Origin of the sequence: Treponema putidum (assembly GCF_000755145.1) — a bacterium.
GTDB classification, from domain to species: domain Bacteria; phylum Spirochaetota; class Spirochaetia; order Treponematales; family Treponemataceae; genus Treponema_B; species Treponema_B putidum.
This window is the reverse complement of sequence record NZ_CP009228.1, coordinates 2,393,123-2,407,162: the sequence shown is the minus strand read 5'-3', so window position 1 is coordinate 2,407,162 and position 14,040 is coordinate 2,393,123. Positions and strand designations below refer to the sequence as shown.

The 14,040-nt window shown below is 32.0% G+C and carries 18 protein-coding genes; 15 read left to right on the top strand and 3 right to left on the bottom strand.

Translation table 11 applies throughout. From position 1 onward, the window contains the following. Positions 1–65: 65 nt before the first annotated feature. The 7 genes from JO40_RS11085 (at position 66) to JO40_RS11060 (ending at position 5,591) form a co-directional block, all read left to right on the top strand. Positions 66–1,685, top strand: coding sequence for a protein kinase domain-containing protein (locus JO40_RS11085; protein ID WP_049992364.1), 1,620 nt, complete (start codon positions 66–68; stop codon positions 1,683–1,685). Between the two features lie 28 nt (positions 1,686–1,713). Beyond that, on the top strand, positions 1,714–2,478 hold the full coding sequence (locus JO40_RS11080; protein WP_044979386.1) for a vWA domain-containing protein: 765 nt from the start codon (positions 1,714–1,716) through the stop codon (positions 2,476–2,478). A gap of 41 nt (positions 2,479–2,519) precedes the next feature. Further along, entirely contained in the window at positions 2,520–2,768 is a 249-nt protein-coding gene (locus JO40_RS15100; protein WP_201771184.1) for a protein phosphatase 2C domain-containing protein, read from the top strand. 41 nt (positions 2,769–2,809) lie between these two features. Continuing rightward, positions 2,810–3,544, top strand: a complete 735-nt coding sequence (locus tag JO40_RS11075; RefSeq protein ID WP_276324836.1) for a protein phosphatase 2C domain-containing protein — start codon at positions 2,810–2,812, stop codon at positions 3,542–3,544. A 23-nt stretch (positions 3,545–3,567) separates the two neighbouring features. Beyond that, on the top strand, positions 3,568–3,966 hold the full coding sequence (locus tag JO40_RS11070) for a hypothetical protein (RefSeq protein WP_044979385.1): 399 nt from the start codon (positions 3,568–3,570) through the stop codon (positions 3,964–3,966). A 266-nt stretch (positions 3,967–4,232) separates the two neighbouring features. Continuing rightward, positions 4,233–4,685 carry a hypothetical protein gene (locus JO40_RS11065; protein WP_044979384.1) on the top strand — a complete coding sequence of 151 codons (453 nt, stop codon included), beginning with the start codon at positions 4,233–4,235 and terminating at the stop codon, positions 4,683–4,685. Positions 4,686–4,724: 39 nt separating this feature from the next. Beyond that, entirely contained in the window at positions 4,725–5,591 is an 867-nt protein-coding gene (locus tag JO40_RS11060; RefSeq protein ID WP_044979383.1) for an FRG domain-containing protein, read from the top strand. A gap of 83 nt (positions 5,592–5,674) precedes the next feature. Here JO40_RS11060 and JO40_RS11055 read toward each other — a convergent pair whose 3' ends face one another. Further along, positions 5,675–6,451 (bottom strand): hypothetical protein, encoded by a 777-nt coding sequence (locus tag JO40_RS11055; RefSeq protein WP_044979382.1) that lies wholly within the window; start codon positions 6,449–6,451, stop codon positions 5,675–5,677. A 749-nt stretch (positions 6,452–7,200) separates the two neighbouring features. Between JO40_RS11055 and JO40_RS11050 the strand changes: the two genes are divergently transcribed. Together JO40_RS11050 and JO40_RS11045 are read left to right on the top strand one after the other, a co-directional pair. After that, on the top strand, positions 7,201–7,491 hold the full coding sequence (locus tag JO40_RS11050; protein ID WP_049992363.1) for a hypothetical protein: 291 nt from the start codon (positions 7,201–7,203) through the stop codon (positions 7,489–7,491). Next, complete coding sequence (locus JO40_RS11045; RefSeq protein WP_044979381.1) at positions 7,488–8,009, top strand: PIN domain-containing protein; 522 nt, start codon at positions 7,488–7,490, stop codon at positions 8,007–8,009. Before JO40_RS11050 ends, JO40_RS11045 begins: the two co-directional genes overlap by 4 nt. Positions 8,010–8,104: 95 nt before the next feature. Here JO40_RS11045 and JO40_RS11040 read toward each other — a convergent pair whose 3' ends face one another. Continuing rightward, complete coding sequence (locus JO40_RS11040; RefSeq protein WP_044979379.1) at positions 8,105–8,881, bottom strand: hypothetical protein; 777 nt, start codon at positions 8,879–8,881, stop codon at positions 8,105–8,107. 242 nt (positions 8,882–9,123) lie between these two features. Between JO40_RS11040 and JO40_RS11035 the strand changes: the two genes are divergently transcribed. From JO40_RS11035 to JO40_RS14140, 4 genes are read left to right on the top strand one after another with little or no spacing between them, the layout of a single operon-like run. Next, on the top strand, positions 9,124–9,417 hold the full coding sequence (locus JO40_RS11035) for an RpnC/YadD family protein (protein ID WP_049992362.1): 294 nt from the start codon (positions 9,124–9,126) through the stop codon (positions 9,415–9,417). Positions 9,418–9,459: 42 nt separating this feature from the next. Continuing rightward, positions 9,460–10,065 carry a hypothetical protein gene (locus tag JO40_RS11030; RefSeq protein ID WP_175575942.1) on the top strand — a complete coding sequence of 202 codons (606 nt, stop codon included), beginning with the start codon at positions 9,460–9,462 and terminating at the stop codon, positions 10,063–10,065. A 54-nt stretch (positions 10,066–10,119) separates the two neighbouring features. After that, on the top strand, positions 10,120–10,740 hold the full coding sequence (locus JO40_RS14145) for a hypothetical protein (protein ID WP_175575941.1): 621 nt from the start codon (positions 10,120–10,122) through the stop codon (positions 10,738–10,740). A 59-nt stretch (positions 10,741–10,799) separates the two neighbouring features. Beyond that, positions 10,800–12,077, top strand: a complete 1,278-nt coding sequence (locus JO40_RS14140) for a hypothetical protein (protein WP_175575940.1) — start codon at positions 10,800–10,802, stop codon at positions 12,075–12,077. A gap of 22 nt (positions 12,078–12,099) precedes the next feature. Here JO40_RS14140 and JO40_RS11015 read toward each other — a convergent pair whose 3' ends face one another. After that, a complete protein-coding gene (locus JO40_RS11015; protein ID WP_044979378.1) occupies positions 12,100–12,531 on the bottom strand; it encodes a bacteriohemerythrin in 432 nt (143 codons plus the stop codon). Between the two features lie 150 nt (positions 12,532–12,681). On the opposite strand from JO40_RS11015, the gene JO40_RS11010 reads away from it, so the two are divergent. Then, entirely contained in the window at positions 12,682–13,293 is a 612-nt protein-coding gene (locus JO40_RS11010; RefSeq protein WP_044979377.1) for a biotin transporter BioY, read from the top strand. A gap of 3 nt (positions 13,294–13,296) precedes the next feature. Next, positions 13,297–14,037, top strand: a complete 741-nt coding sequence (locus JO40_RS11005) for an energy-coupling factor ABC transporter ATP-binding protein (RefSeq protein ID WP_044979375.1) — start codon at positions 13,297–13,299, stop codon at positions 14,035–14,037. Positions 14,038–14,040: the final 3 nt, after the last annotated feature.

Genomic DNA, 14,040 nt, shown 5'->3' with positions numbered 1-14,040 from the left:
TATTTTTATTCATATTGAGAAATTTTATTTATATTTAGGGGTAAATTTATGAGGAGACTATTTTTATGATAAATTCTAATTCTGTAGATGATAGTAAAAGAAAAAAAGCTATCAGAAAACTTGAAAATTATATTAAAACTAAATATATATTTATAGATACATGTAGTTTATTAGAACCTTCATCATATATATTTTGGAGTTATGCGATGGAGTTTCTTGAGAAGTATAATAAAAAAATAACAATACCGTATAAATGCATTGAAGAAATAGAAAGACATGAAAAAAATTTAGACAACCAATCTCTTGCAAAAAAAGCCAAAGAAACTAAAAAATTACTTGGTGTGCTAAAGAAAAAACAATTAATTAGTATACGGTATGATAAAGGAGATGGTTTTGCTGATAACTTATTCTTGACACGCCTTACGCAACATCGTATACAATATCCATTATTATTAATTACACAAGATAATAATCTTGCAAAAGATATTGAGCGTCGTAATGAAGATAGATCGGTGAATGCATATAAGGTGCTTGTAAAACGAATAAGAAGTGATGGCTTATTGGATTCGTTTAAATGGCAAAATAATAGCAGAGGTAACAATATCCAAAAAGATCATGCAAAGCGAAAAAAAAATAATAAATATGACAATATTACAGCATTTGATAGTGTGACAAATTTACCATCAACGCAGCTAGATATATCTTATATTCCAAAGGAAAATGATAATATTTATTTAGAAAACTCAAATGTGATACTGACGTTAAAAGAAAAAATAGCTTATGGAGGAGAAGGGGCCATTTATACTGTAAATGATGATAGGTATGTTGCTAAAATATATCGAAAAGAGGCAATTACAATAAGAAAATTTGAAAAAATTAAATTGATGTTAACTAAGAAAATAAAATATGATGGGATATGTTATCCGATATGCATGATTTTAAATTTAAGTGTAGAGTTTGTAGGATACTTAATGCCATATGCAAAAGGGAAAGAATTGCAAAAGTCTATATTTATAAAGCCTCTTTTTTTTAAATATTTTCCTAATTGGAGAAAGAGAGATACGGTACAATTATGTATTACTATATTAGAAAAAATTAAGTATCTTCATGATAGAAATGTAATTATAGGAGATATTAACCCAAATAATATTTTAGTTGTTTCACCTACTCAAGTATATTTTGTAGATGTGGATAGTTATCAAGTTGCAAATTTTCCATGTCCTGTAGGTACTATTAATTATACGGCTCCTGAAATACAGCGAAAACATTTTCCGGATTTTTTAAGAACTATAGGAAATGAAAATTTTGCTGTAGCAACACTATTATTTATGATTATGCTTCCAGGTAAACCACCATATTCACAACAAGGAGGAGATGATCCTATAACGAATATAATGAATATGGATTTTTCCTACCCTCTTGGAGATAATTCAAACAAAAAAACTCCGGATGGAGCATGGCGATTTATATGGAGCCATTTAACATATGATTTAAAATATGCATTTTATAATACTTTTAGAAAAAATGGAGACTATTCATCAGAGTATAATAGGCTCTCTGTAGATAAGTGGTTATCTCTTTTTAAATATTATTTATCATTGCTTGATAGTGGTAAATATGGAGAACAAGATAAAATGTCAGAAGAACTTTTTCCAACAAGATATAAAAAAATACAAAATTTATAAATATTTTTTAATAAAATAGGAGATTTATATGAAAAATGATGGAATGGTAATTATTGATGATTTAGTGGATAATCCAACAGCACGTATTCCTATATGTTTATGTTTGGATACAAGTGATTCTATGAATGCTGTAGAAGGTGGTTCGTATATTGAAACAGGAGAAACAATATATAAGGATGGTCGAGAATGGAGTGTGGTAGATGGTGGTGAAACTAGAATATCTGCATTGTTAGATGGAATTAAGTGTTTTTTTTCTTCTATTCGTAATGATGAAATCGCTTTATATTCTGCAGAAATTTGTATTGTTACTTTTAATGATACGGCAAAATGTATTTTAGATTTTGAAAACATTGAGAGGCAAAATGATATATTGGAACTTGAAGCATCTGGGAATACAGCAATGGGGGAAGGAGTAAATTTAGCTCTTGACTTGTTGGAGTTAAGAAAACGTGAGTATAAAGATAAAGGTATTGACTCCTATAAACCATGGCTTGTTTTGATGACAGATGGTGTGCCTAATGGAGATGAAAATGAGTTAAATAGTGCTATAGAACGAACATCCTTAATGGTTAATCAAGGAAAGCTTACGGTTTTTCCAATTGCCATAGGAAATGAGGTTGATAGGCAAATTCTTAATAAATTCTCGCCAAAACGTTCTGCTTTAAAATTAAAAACTCTTAAATTCGAAGAATTTTTTTTATGGCTAAGTATGAGCATTTCAAAAGTTTCACAATCAATCCCGGGTGAGAGTGTAAAGCTTGATCCTACTGATGGTTGGGGTATATTAGATTAACAAAGATCATATAAATAAACATTTATTTATGGAGTATAATTATGTGGAATTCATTGTCATGTGCTGTGCAAGGTAAAGGTCATATAAAAAATAATATACCTTGTCAAGATAAAATCTTCTCATTGTATGATAAAGATACATATGTTATTGCTTTAGCAGATGGATCTGGTTCTGCTAGACTTTCTCACTATGGTGCCGAATTTATAACAGAATATATTTGTAATAATTTATGCGATAAATTTGACAAGTATTTTTCTGAATCAAATGGTATGCTAGTAAAAAAAACTTAGTTAATGATATATTGATAAAATTACAACATAAGGCAGATACATTGAATTGTAATATAAATGATCTAGCATCAACTTTATTATTTGTTGCTATAAAGAAAGGGCTATATATAATTGGTCATATAGGTGATGGTGTCATAGGATATTTAAAAAAAGAAGAACTAAAAGTTGCCTCTGAGCCAAAAAATGGTGAATTTATCAATACTACTGTATTTACAACATCCATTAATGTTATGGACTCAATGAAAATAATAAAAGGTTCAATTAATGATATAGAAGGTTTTGTTTTAATGTCTGATGGAAGTGAAAATTCTTTGTATCAAAAGGCTGAAAAAAAGATTTCAAATAGTATAAAGAAGATAATGAATTTATTAATTTTAATACCAAAAAATGAATTAGAAAATATGCTTGTAAAAACATTTGAATCTATTATATGTCAAGCAACTATAGATGATTGTAGTATTGTATTTCTAGTAAAAGACTTAGATTTATTTAAAGGATATAGAAATTTGACGGAATCTGAAAAATGTAAATTACTTAATTTAAATATCAACTATGATAGAAAATTTAATTATATAAGGGTAAGAAAAAGATTAAAACGGTTTGATACAATATTAAACTTCATGATACAAGAAAAGGATTTAAAAGAAATTTCAAAACACATACATTTAAAACCTAAATATACACAGAAAAAGTATATTGATAAACTTTTGATGTTAAATTTTATAAAAATAAGTAATTCTAAATATAAAACTTTGATTTTTTTGGAAAAAGAATAATTTATATTATTTTTGAGGTGTTTATGACATTAGATATCAATCTTCAAATTAATGGTAAAAATATAACTGATATAGCAACTTTGAAAGAAAATTTTTCTTTAGACTATATACTTGAAGCATACAAAAATAAAAAATTGGAAAAATGGCTTATCGCTGGTGGTTTTATGGACTATTTGGAAAAAATCGTAGAAATTGATATAAATCAGTGTGATCTATATTTGGCAATGCAATTAATCATGGTTTTTGACATCCGATTTTCAAATATTGAGGAAAAAAAAATTATAGCCGCCTATACAAAATGTAATAAAAATGCAAGCTTTGATGAAACAAATATTATAAATCATGTTCCAAAAAAGATACAATATATTATAAAAAATCCTACAGATAATTTAATAACTGAAAGTTCATTTTTAAATTTGTAAAAAAAATATAATTAATAATATTTTATCTACAGAAATTGATTTTGAAATATTTATTGAAAATAAAATAAATGAAATGCTTGATCGTTCTTTGAAAACTCCAGATATCTGTGTTAAAAAAATATTAGAAATATGTGAGAGTTATAATTATAATAAGTTGTCATTAATAGAAAAATATAATATACATATGACACTAATTAGAAATTTATTAAAAAATAATACATCAAAAAAAAATCTTGCTTGCTAATAAAACGTACATAGATACTATATTGCGTGTATGTGATTTATATAAAAATACTGTTTTATCTGCAAAAAATTCATTTAATATTCCTATAGACATACTTACAATATTACTTGAAAATAAAGAAACACAGAGCATATTGATGAATGATGTGAATGAAAAAGAATATAAAAGCTGGACACAGGATATCGGAGAACAATTATTTATAGATTGGATGGAAATAACTAACAAAAAAATCCTTGTATTATCCATTACTATATCGCGTAAGTATGAGGAAATATTCTTAACTCAATTTAATGAAGATAAAATTTTTTGTTTGCAAAATAAAAAAATGGAAACAAATAAATATAAGAAACAAACTGATAAAACATATTATACATTTGATGATATAAAAAATTGCGTTATGAATGGATTAAAGATAAAAAGATCTAATAAAGGGTTTTCTCCTATTGTAAATATAGTATATATTGAAATTGAATAAAAAAGATGTATTTGATATTTTATTAACTGAGGTATAAGTATGTTTGAATTAATAAAAGAAAAAGAAGCTCTGTGCAAAAAAGAGCATAGAGTTTCATCCTTATTTCAGTTTGAAGCTGAGTTGAACATGATAGATTTTAACTATTGTAATCCTTTTAATCAGCTCTTTTTCAGGGGACATGGGGATCGAAAATATAAAATTGTACCAAGTCTTTTGCGTGAGAATGGTTTATTGGATGTGGAAGATAGACTCTTTAAAGATACTGTCATTGAAAATCACAATGAATTTGTAAATGATAGAACAGCTCTGGAAAAACTTGTCAAAATGCAACATTTTGGTTTACCTACCCGTTTGATGGATATAACTATGGATCCCTTAATTGCTCTTTACTTTGCATGTTGTGGTAATTATAATAAGGATGGTGAAGTTCTCATTTTTTCTATACCGTATGATGAGATAAAATATTATGACAGTGATAAAGTCTCTATTTTAAGTAATTTATGTAAAATGCCTTCATATCGAAAATCTAACACAAATGAATTGACTCATGTAATACAAGAAGAAAAAACTAATTTTTTTGACAACGATATTGAAGACAGTGACCTAAATACTGTCTTATGTGTTAAGGCAAAACAAAATAATCAAAGAATAATTCAGCAACAGGGGTATTTTTTTCTTTTTGGTTTATCTTTATTTACCGCTAAAAAAAAGATTTATAACGATTGGCTTATAAAAGACTACAAAATAATTATTGATAAAAATGCTAAAAAAAATATTTTAAAGGCATTATATAAAAAAGGGATTAATGAATATACCATGTTTCCTGATAAAAAATCATCTAAAGAATTAGAAGAAAATATACAAAAAACAGTGAAAAAATATCAAGACATGGTTAATAGTGTCTAAAATTTAATTTAAACATATCATTCCAATCCCCCTTTGCGTAGCTTGCCACCTAAAAGCGGCAAGCATCTTTGCGTCCGTTGCGGTTAATTTTTAAAAACTTGACACAGACTAAAATACTCAAACACCGCTTCCATAGCTCGATCCAGCGGCAGGCAATGTTTCCAGTCTTCGATTGGGGCATTGTCGCCGTCAGCAGGGATTGTGAATTTTAGCCCGTCAGGCAACTCCTGCATAATTTTATCTATTAGTTTATTTATTTTTTCCTTGTCCTTAGGATCTGCAAAGTCTCTTAAACTGCCGATAAGGCCGTCACGGAAGACTGGGACATCTATCAAATAATCCAAGCGGGAATTCCAACGCAAGTCTCCGTAAATATGGGTATAATAAAATATACGGGCAAGAGCCTCCGTTTTTTGAATATTAAAATATGGGAATATTTCTCTTATGCTTTTAATTAAAATTTCCTTACCCAGCTTAAACCGGACTTGACTCTTATAAAGATGAGTTTTAAATTCCTCTTTTTGTTTGAGATCCCAGATTTGCCATTCTTGAGTATTTAGCTGTTCGGCAAGCCCTTCAACCTCGTAATTATAATCCCAGCCCCTGTGGGCATAGTATTGGTGGGTACTTGCAGAGCTTTCGGGAGCAACAATTTCATCTGGATTTATGTCGGCTATATTCCAATCTCTAAAACTCTGCAAAGCCTCATTGAGTCTTTTTCCGTTTTTATCCTTTACGGTTGCATCCATTAAAACATAGACAGCATCCTGAATCAGCTTTAATTCTTCCTGTCTTTTTAAAGAAAACTCTTTTCCCAGTATATTTGCGATGTGTTCATCATGTACTTTTCCTGTTGCCATAAATACCTCCAAGTAAAATTGCTTGTTTCATAAAATTTCTACAACAAGTGTGTTAAAATCAGGCTATGCAGGTAGAAAACCCTGCATAGCGCTATTAGTTCAATATTATAACACATTGTTTAATATTATGGGAATAATTCTATTGGTGCTTTTATTATTTAAAGGCGAAAAATCAAAAGCTTGATTTTTCTGTATTAGTAGTCTATTAAAAAATATTAACTAGATATAGTATAGTAAAAAATTAAAAAAATGTCAATGGATTAAAAAAAATTATAAGCCTTGTCCAAAAAACTGTGTAAATGGTTATTACATATTAACAAAAAGGAACCCTTTTGTCAAATAGTATGGCAAATTGATTAACGGCAAGAGGCAAACTCCTAAAATACTCAAACACCGCCTCCATAGTCCTATCCAGCGGGAGGCAGTGTTTCCGCTCTTCTATTGGGGCATTGTCTACTTGGGGAGGAATAAATAACTTGACAATTGAAAAAATCTATACTTTATGTTATAATCTACCTGTGGGAAGGTACAAAATGAGGAAAAACTCTGATGATTTAACCATTGCAGACGACTTTATGTTTTGCAAAATTATGCAGGCCTAAATAACAGTTAGGCGGACGGTGCAAAACACCGCTAAGGAGAGAAGCAAAAGGTGAAAAATATGTTTTTCAATTGTAAACTTACTTGAGCGATTTTATGAAAAAGTCTTATGTGTTTTATATTGTAATTTTTACTTGGAGGAAGATTTTATGGAATATGCTACAATTCAGATAACAGTTCCAAAGGATATGAAAATTTATTTTACAGACAATTATAGCTGTGAATCAAACGAAGTACTTAAGCGAAATGCACTCCTTTTATATCCTTATGTCTACAAAAATGTAATTTCTCATGGTCGTGCAGCTGAAATTTTGGGAATAAAAAAACTTGATTTGATTGATTTATATGATGATATGGGATTTCCCTATTTTGATATGGATATAACTGATATTATGAAAGATATTCAAACATTTCGTTCTCTTAAAAAGATACTAGTATGATAGTAATTTCAGATACTACACCGGTTATTTCATTTTTAAAGATTGATCGGTTGGATTTGCTTGAAACACTTTTTGGAATTGTTCAAATTCCAAGAAGTGTTTTTGCAGAACTTACAGGAAATATTAAATATAGAGATGAAGCAGAAATAATAAAAAATACTACTTTTATTCAAGTGATAGACGATATAGATGAGAATTATGTTTCACTTCTTCGCCGTTCTGCCGGTCTTGATTTTGGTGAAAGTGAAGCGATTTATCTTTCCGATAATAAAAAGGCGGATTTACTTTTAATGGATGAAGCAAGGGGGCGAGAGGTTGCAATTCGCATGGGTATTAAAATTATGGGAACGATCGGAGTTTTAGGACTTGCCTATGAAGATTCTCTTATTTCAAAAGAAGAAATCAAGCAGGCTATAGAGATTTTGAGAGACTCCGGTCGGCATATTAGCAAACGGCTTTATGAACAATTGTTAAATTTTATTGAAACTAATAATCGTCTAACACCCGCTTCAACCTGACATTGCGTACGAGCTGCAAATGCCGCCTAAATGACAGCTACATAATATTTTTTTGTCTTTTCGATTCGATAGGCAAAGACATGCGTCCGTTGCGGTTAATTTTTAAAAACTTGACACAGACTAAAATACTCAAACACCGCTTCCATAGCTCGATCCAGCGGCAGGCAATGTTTCCAGTCTTCGATTGGGGCATTGTCGCCGTCAGCAGGGATTGTGAATTTTAGCCCGTCAGGCAATTCCTGCATAATTTTACTTATGAGCTTATTTATTTTTTCTTTATCCTTAGGACTTGCAAAATCTCTTAAACCGCCGATAAGGCCGTCACGAAATTCTGGAACATCTATCAAATAATCCAAGCGGGAATTCCAGCGGAGGTCTCCGTAAATATGGGTATAATAAAATATACGGGCAAGAGCCTCTGTTTTTTGCATATTAAAAGACGGGAATATTTCTCTTATGCTTTTAATTAGAATTTCCTTACCCAGCTTAAACCGGAGCTGACTCTTATAAAGATGAGTTTTAAATTCCTCTTTTTGTTTGAGATTCCAAATTTGCCATTCTTGAGTATTTAGCTGTTCGGCAAGCCCTTCAACCTCGTAATTATAATCCCAGCCCCTGTGGGCATAGTATTGGTGGGTACTTGCAGAGCTTTCGGGAGCAACAATTTCATCTGGATTTATGTCGGCTATATTCCAATCCCTAAAACGCTGCAAAGCCTCATTGAGCCTTTTTCCGTTTTTATCCTTTACTGTTGCATCCATCAAAACATAGACCGCATCCTGAATCAGCCTTAATTCTTCCGGTCTTTTTAAAGAAAATTCCTTTCCCAGGATATTTGCGATGTGTTCATCATGTACTTTTCCTGTTGCCATAAAGACCTCCAATGACGATATTATACCATATTGTTTAATACTATGAGAATAAGTCTATCCTGACAATTGAAAAATATCCTATTCTATGATATAATCAATTTACAGGGGTAATTAAAAATGCGGAAAAAGTTTGATGATTTAACCATCGCAGACGACTTTATGTTTTGCAAAATCATGCAGGATGAAGAAACGTGTAAAACCTTTCTTGAAATGACTCTAGCCGATAAAATAGGATAGAAAATATGATAGAAAAATTAAAAAGCAATGAACAAGCGAGAAGCGAATACCGCTTTATCTCAGGGTTTGAAATGGATGCCCGCTATTATGGCAGACAAGAAGGTTTAGAAGAAGGTAGACAAGAGGGCTTGAAAGAAGGTAGACAAGCCGGAATGCAAGTTGGAAGAGAACAAGGTTTTACAGAAGGGGTAATGCAAACTGCAAAGAACTTGCTTGATATAGGTTTATCTGTTGAAAATATCTCAAAAGCTACAGGTTTAAGTTGTAACGAAATAGAAAGACTTAAAATTAAGCAGTAAGTTTAGTCTGCGGTTAAAATTACCGCAAAAAGGAGTTTTTAGATGAAAAAATATTTTTTTTGTTTGGCTGCATTTACAATTATTGTAAGTACTTTGTTTACAGGATGTGAGACACTTGAAAGCGGTAAGGGAGAAAAGCAACCTTATTTTAGCGAAAAAAATGAGCAAAAGTTTCTTAAACCGGATCAAAAAATAAGGTTTACGATCGAGGGGCTTTCAAAGAAAATACAATTTACAAAAGACGGTAAAAGGCTTATGCTTCCCGTGTCTTATCAAGAAGCCGAAAAAGTTTTCGGCTTTGATGAAAAAGAAATTGAAGTCCTCAATGACACCTCGACCGGAAATCCATTATGGTATCGTATGAATAAGGTCTTAAACGCAAATAAAAAACAAAAGCCTTGGGATGTTGCTTCGGCCAACAACGGAACGGGAAATGTTCTTTATATTTTATACCTTGCAGATTTTATCAATGTTTACGAAGATAAGGCTCCTTCAATGGTAGATATAACAAATGCTCCGGACTGGTTTAAAGAAGTATTGGCATACCGCAAAACCGTTCCTAATTACGGTAAAACCGAAAAAGATTTTAGCATTAATACATTAAATGCAAAGATAAAAGCCGGAAACAAGGAAGTCGTTGTTTCATAGACTACAAATAAATATTTAAAGGGTGTTATTATTGAATGGTATCATGATGAGTATATGAATCGTAAAAAAATAACAATTACTGACGGAAGTACAAAATATGTGTTTAAGGATTTGCAAAATCTTAGACCTTATAAGTTTAAAGTTAGTTTTGCAGATAATTCCGGCGAGATAATAAAAGAAACATATTGGCTGAGGGCTACTCCCAGAAGCGGGGATAAAAATAAGGATTATATTAAAGGAACTTCCGACTTTGTAAATGCAAAATATGAACTTTTACTTACTGAAGATTATCATATAAGTTGTTATGACTGGGGCAGGGATGTTAATAAAATAGCCTTTTCTAAAGACGGAAAAATGATATTGGTTCCCAACAAGTTTTTAAAAGCTGAAAATATTTTTGACTACACCAAGGAAGTGATGGGGTATAAAGATATTTTTTGGACAAGAATGGAAAAAGTGTTAAAGACTGAAGACAAACAGACTAGTTACTTTGCTGTATCAGCCGGCGAAAACGGTAACGTTCTATGGCTCCTTTACTGTGCCGATTTTTTAAATATCTATCAAAAAAAACTCCCCGGCATGGTCGATTTATCGAATGCCCCCGACTGGTTTAAAACTTTAATGGAACAAAGAAAAAACTCACCCGATTCTTATGTAAAGGATGAGTATAAATAGATTTTAAAAATGCTTCTTTCCGCCTGTCAATACAGGCGGGGAGGATAAGGAGTTTTTATATGAAAAAATATTTTTTTAGTTTGGCTGTATTTACAATTATTATAGGTACTTTGTTTACAGGATGTGAGACACTTGAAAGCGGAAAGGGAGAAAAACAACCTTATTTTAGCGAAAAAAATGAGCAAAAGTTTCTTAGACCTGAGCAGCAAATAAGGTTTACAACCGAGGGGCTTTCAGAGAAAATACAATTTACAAAAGACGGTAAAAGACTTATGCTTCCCGTGTCTTATCAAGAAGCCGAAAAAATATTTGGCTTTGATGAAGAAGAAATTGAATCGCTAAATTCAGATTCTTATGATAAACTTTGGATCAGAATGAATAAGGTCTTAAACACAAATAAAAAAACATGGCCTTGGGATGCTGCTGAGACTAATGATTGGGGAGGCAATGTTCTTTATATTTTATACCTTGCAGACTTTATCAATATTTATGAAGATAAGGCTCCTTCAGTGGTAGATATGACAAATGCACCGGACTGGTTTAAAGAAGTATTGGCATACCGCAAAACCGTTCCTAATTACGGTAAAACCGAAAAAGAGCTTAACATAAATACATTAAATGCCAAGGTAATAGCCGGAAACAAGGAAGTCGTTGTTTCATGGACTACAAATAAATATTTAAAGGGTGTTATTATTGAGCGTTTTGATGATAGTTACTATAATAATCCTAAGAAAGTTACTATAACAGATGGAAGTACAAAATATGTGTTTAAAGATTTACAAAACCTTCAATCTTATGAGTTTAAAATTTCTTTTGCAGATAATTCCGGCGAAGTTATAAAAGAAATATATTGGCTGAGGGCAACACCTAGAAGCGGGGATAAAAATAAGGACTATATTAAAGGAACTTCCGACTTTGTAAATGCAAAATATGAACTTTTACTTCCTGAAACCTATAAGATAGACTATTATTATGGTAAGAGCGTAAATAAAATTTTATTTTCTGAAGACGGTACAATGATATTGGTTCCCAATAAGTTTTTAAAAGGTGAAAATATTTTTGACTACACCAAGGAAGAGATGGAGTATGATGAAATTTTTTGGACCAGAATGGAAAAGGTGTTAAAAACAGAAAATAAACATCACCATTACTATGCTTCAATAGTCGGCGAAAACGGTAATGTTCTATGGCTCCTTTACTGTGCAGATTTTTTAAATATCTATCAAAAAAAGCTACCCGGCATGGTCGATTTATCGAATGCCCCCGACTGGTTTAAAACTTTAATGGAACAAAGAAAAAACTCACCCGATTCTTATGTAAAGGATGAGTATAAGTAGGGCTTAAATACAAGAAAAATGATTAAAATTCGGCTTCAGGATTGTTCCGGTGGATGTATTCCGACCACTTATGATCCGCTCCGGCGATGTGCTCAACAAGCCACCTGCCTAAAAAATCATAGAATTGGCGTCCTGTTTCGATATTTCCTGAGGCTAGAGGCACAATCGCTTCCTTTATTTTTTTTATAAAAGAATTATGTATGGATGTATGTTCTTTTAGTTCAGGATACTCATACTCTTTCATAATTTTTTCTTCTTCGGTAAAATGATAATATGTGTAGTCGGATAAATTTTTTATCACTTTACCGATTTTTAATTTATATTCTTCTTGCGGCAACTCAAGTAAATCTTTAAACTGCCCCATTATGGACAAAAGTTTTTTATGATGTAAATCGATTGTGTTATAACCTACGCTTAAGGAGTCTTCCCATTCAAAATTTTTAATTTCACTCATAAAGGTATTTTAACCTATTACAAAAAAAAGTCAAGGGAAGAATCATATTGATTTCCGTGTATATAAAAATCTTAAGATGGCCTTGACATAGGCCTCTTAAATTGTTACCCTAGTTATATATTTTGGTTATCAATTTGATTTGGAGAAAATATGAGCTCAAATTTTAAACTATCGATTATGCCGGTTTTTGTTCCGCTTTTTGCGGCCCTTATTGCCGTAAGCGGTTTTATAGCATTTCCGCTCCCCGGGACTCCCGTTCCCATAGTGCTTCAAAACATGATGCCTATTTTGGCATCGGGGCTTTTAGGAGGGCTTTACGGGACGGCTTCAACAGCTCTTTTTTTGACTGCCGGTTTGATCGGCCTTCCAGTTTTTTCTGGAGGCAGGGGAGGCCTAGCTCATCTTGTAGGGCCTACGGGAGGCTTTTTAATAGGTTATCTCGCAGCAGCCGCTTTTTTGATTATTTTTTTTAGAAGGCCGGGGGCAAAAGACCTTGCCTTAGTTTCTTCAGGGAAAAGTAAGAGCATTAAGTTAATAAACTATTTAAAAATAATTGCAGCCTCTTTTTCGGGCTTTGCTCTTATTTATGTTTTTGGGATAGCAAGATTTATGCAGCTTACAAACAGGGGGCTTTTTGAAGCCTTGAGCCTTGCCTGCCTTCCTTATTTGCCGGGGGATTTTATCAAGATGATATTGGTTTCCGCTTTAATTTATAAATTGCGTCCCGTAACGGCAAGATATTTTTTAGAGGCATCTTCTTAAACTATGAAAGAAGAAATTATAAGCTTAAAAAATATAACCAAGACCTTTGTTCAAAGCTCTTTTGACGGAACGGTTAATTTTAAGGCCTTGGACGAAATTTCTTTGAGCGCCTTTAAGGGAGAGTGCCTTCTTATTTCGGGGGCAAACGGTTCGGGGAAAACTCTTCTTATGTCGATTATTGCAGGACTTATAAGACCCTCATCAGGAATTTTAGACGTAAAAGAAAGATGCGGCATAGTTTTTCAGGACTCCGGCTTACAGATATTGGGAGAAACACCTGAGGAAGATATTATGTTCGGGCTAAAAAATATAAAACTGCCGCAGGAAGAAAGGAAAAAAAGATTGGAAGAAGCCTTGGAAAAAACCGGCTTAAAGGATAAGCGCTATTATTCTTCCCGTTCCTTGTCTGGAGGAGAAAAGAGGCGGCTTTGTGTTGCAGGAATTTTAGCTATGAAGTTTCCCGTAATCATCTTTGATGAGCCCTATGCAAATTTGGATTATGAAGGGGTAGTGCAGGTCAACACCCTTATTAAAGAATTAAAGACCGAAAACTATACCCTTCTTCTTTTAAGCCACGAGCTTGAAAAATGCTATGCCCTTGCCGATAGGTTTTTAGTTCTCCATCAGGGGAAAAAGGTTTTTGACGGGACTGCTGAAGAGGGCTTAAAGCAAAACCTAAAAGAATGGAGTATAAGACCTCCGCTTACTTCATATACAAAGAGGGAGGATTTAATTTGGATATAAGAC

What these genes read in the sequence shown, in the direction of transcription:
- JO40_RS11085 (WP_049992364.1), top strand. Translation starts at nt 66, where the DNA reads ATGATAAATTCTAATTCTGTAGATGATAGTAAAAGAAAAAAAGCTATC.
- JO40_RS11080 (WP_044979386.1), top strand. Translation starts at nt 1,714, where the DNA reads ATGAAAAATGATGGAATGGTAATTATTGATGATTTAGTGGATAATCCA.
- JO40_RS15100 (WP_201771184.1), top strand. Translation starts at nt 2,520, where the DNA reads ATGTGGAATTCATTGTCATGTGCTGTGCAAGGTAAAGGTCATATAAAA.
- JO40_RS11070 (WP_044979385.1), top strand. Translation starts at nt 3,568, where the DNA reads ATGACATTAGATATCAATCTTCAAATTAATGGTAAAAATATAACTGAT.
- JO40_RS11060 (WP_044979383.1), top strand. Translation starts at nt 4,725, where the DNA reads ATGTTTGAATTAATAAAAGAAAAAGAAGCTCTGTGCAAAAAAGAGCAT.
- JO40_RS11055 (WP_044979382.1), bottom strand. Translation starts at nt 6,451, where the DNA reads ATGGCAACAGGAAAAGTACATGATGAACACATCGCAAATATACTGGGA.
- JO40_RS11050 (WP_049992363.1), top strand. Translation starts at nt 7,201, where the DNA reads ATGGAATATGCTACAATTCAGATAACAGTTCCAAAGGATATGAAAATT.
- JO40_RS11045 (WP_044979381.1), top strand. Translation starts at nt 7,488, where the DNA reads ATGATAGTAATTTCAGATACTACACCGGTTATTTCATTTTTAAAGATT.
- JO40_RS11040 (WP_044979379.1), bottom strand. Translation starts at nt 8,881, where the DNA reads ATGGCAACAGGAAAAGTACATGATGAACACATCGCAAATATCCTGGGA.
- JO40_RS11035 (WP_049992362.1), top strand. Translation starts at nt 9,124, where the DNA reads ATGATAGAAAAATTAAAAAGCAATGAACAAGCGAGAAGCGAATACCGC.
- JO40_RS11030 (WP_175575942.1), top strand. Translation starts at nt 9,460, where the DNA reads ATGAAAAAATATTTTTTTTGTTTGGCTGCATTTACAATTATTGTAAGT.
- JO40_RS14145 (WP_175575941.1), top strand. Translation starts at nt 10,120, where the DNA reads ATGAATCGTAAAAAAATAACAATTACTGACGGAAGTACAAAATATGTG.
- JO40_RS14140 (WP_175575940.1), top strand. Translation starts at nt 10,800, where the DNA reads ATGAAAAAATATTTTTTTAGTTTGGCTGTATTTACAATTATTATAGGT.
- JO40_RS11015 (WP_044979378.1), bottom strand. Translation starts at nt 12,531, where the DNA reads ATGAGTGAAATTAAAAATTTTGAATGGGAAGACTCCTTAAGCGTAGGT.
- JO40_RS11010 (WP_044979377.1), top strand. Translation starts at nt 12,682, where the DNA reads ATGAGCTCAAATTTTAAACTATCGATTATGCCGGTTTTTGTTCCGCTT.
- JO40_RS11005 (WP_044979375.1), top strand. Translation starts at nt 13,297, where the DNA reads ATGAAAGAAGAAATTATAAGCTTAAAAAATATAACCAAGACCTTTGTT.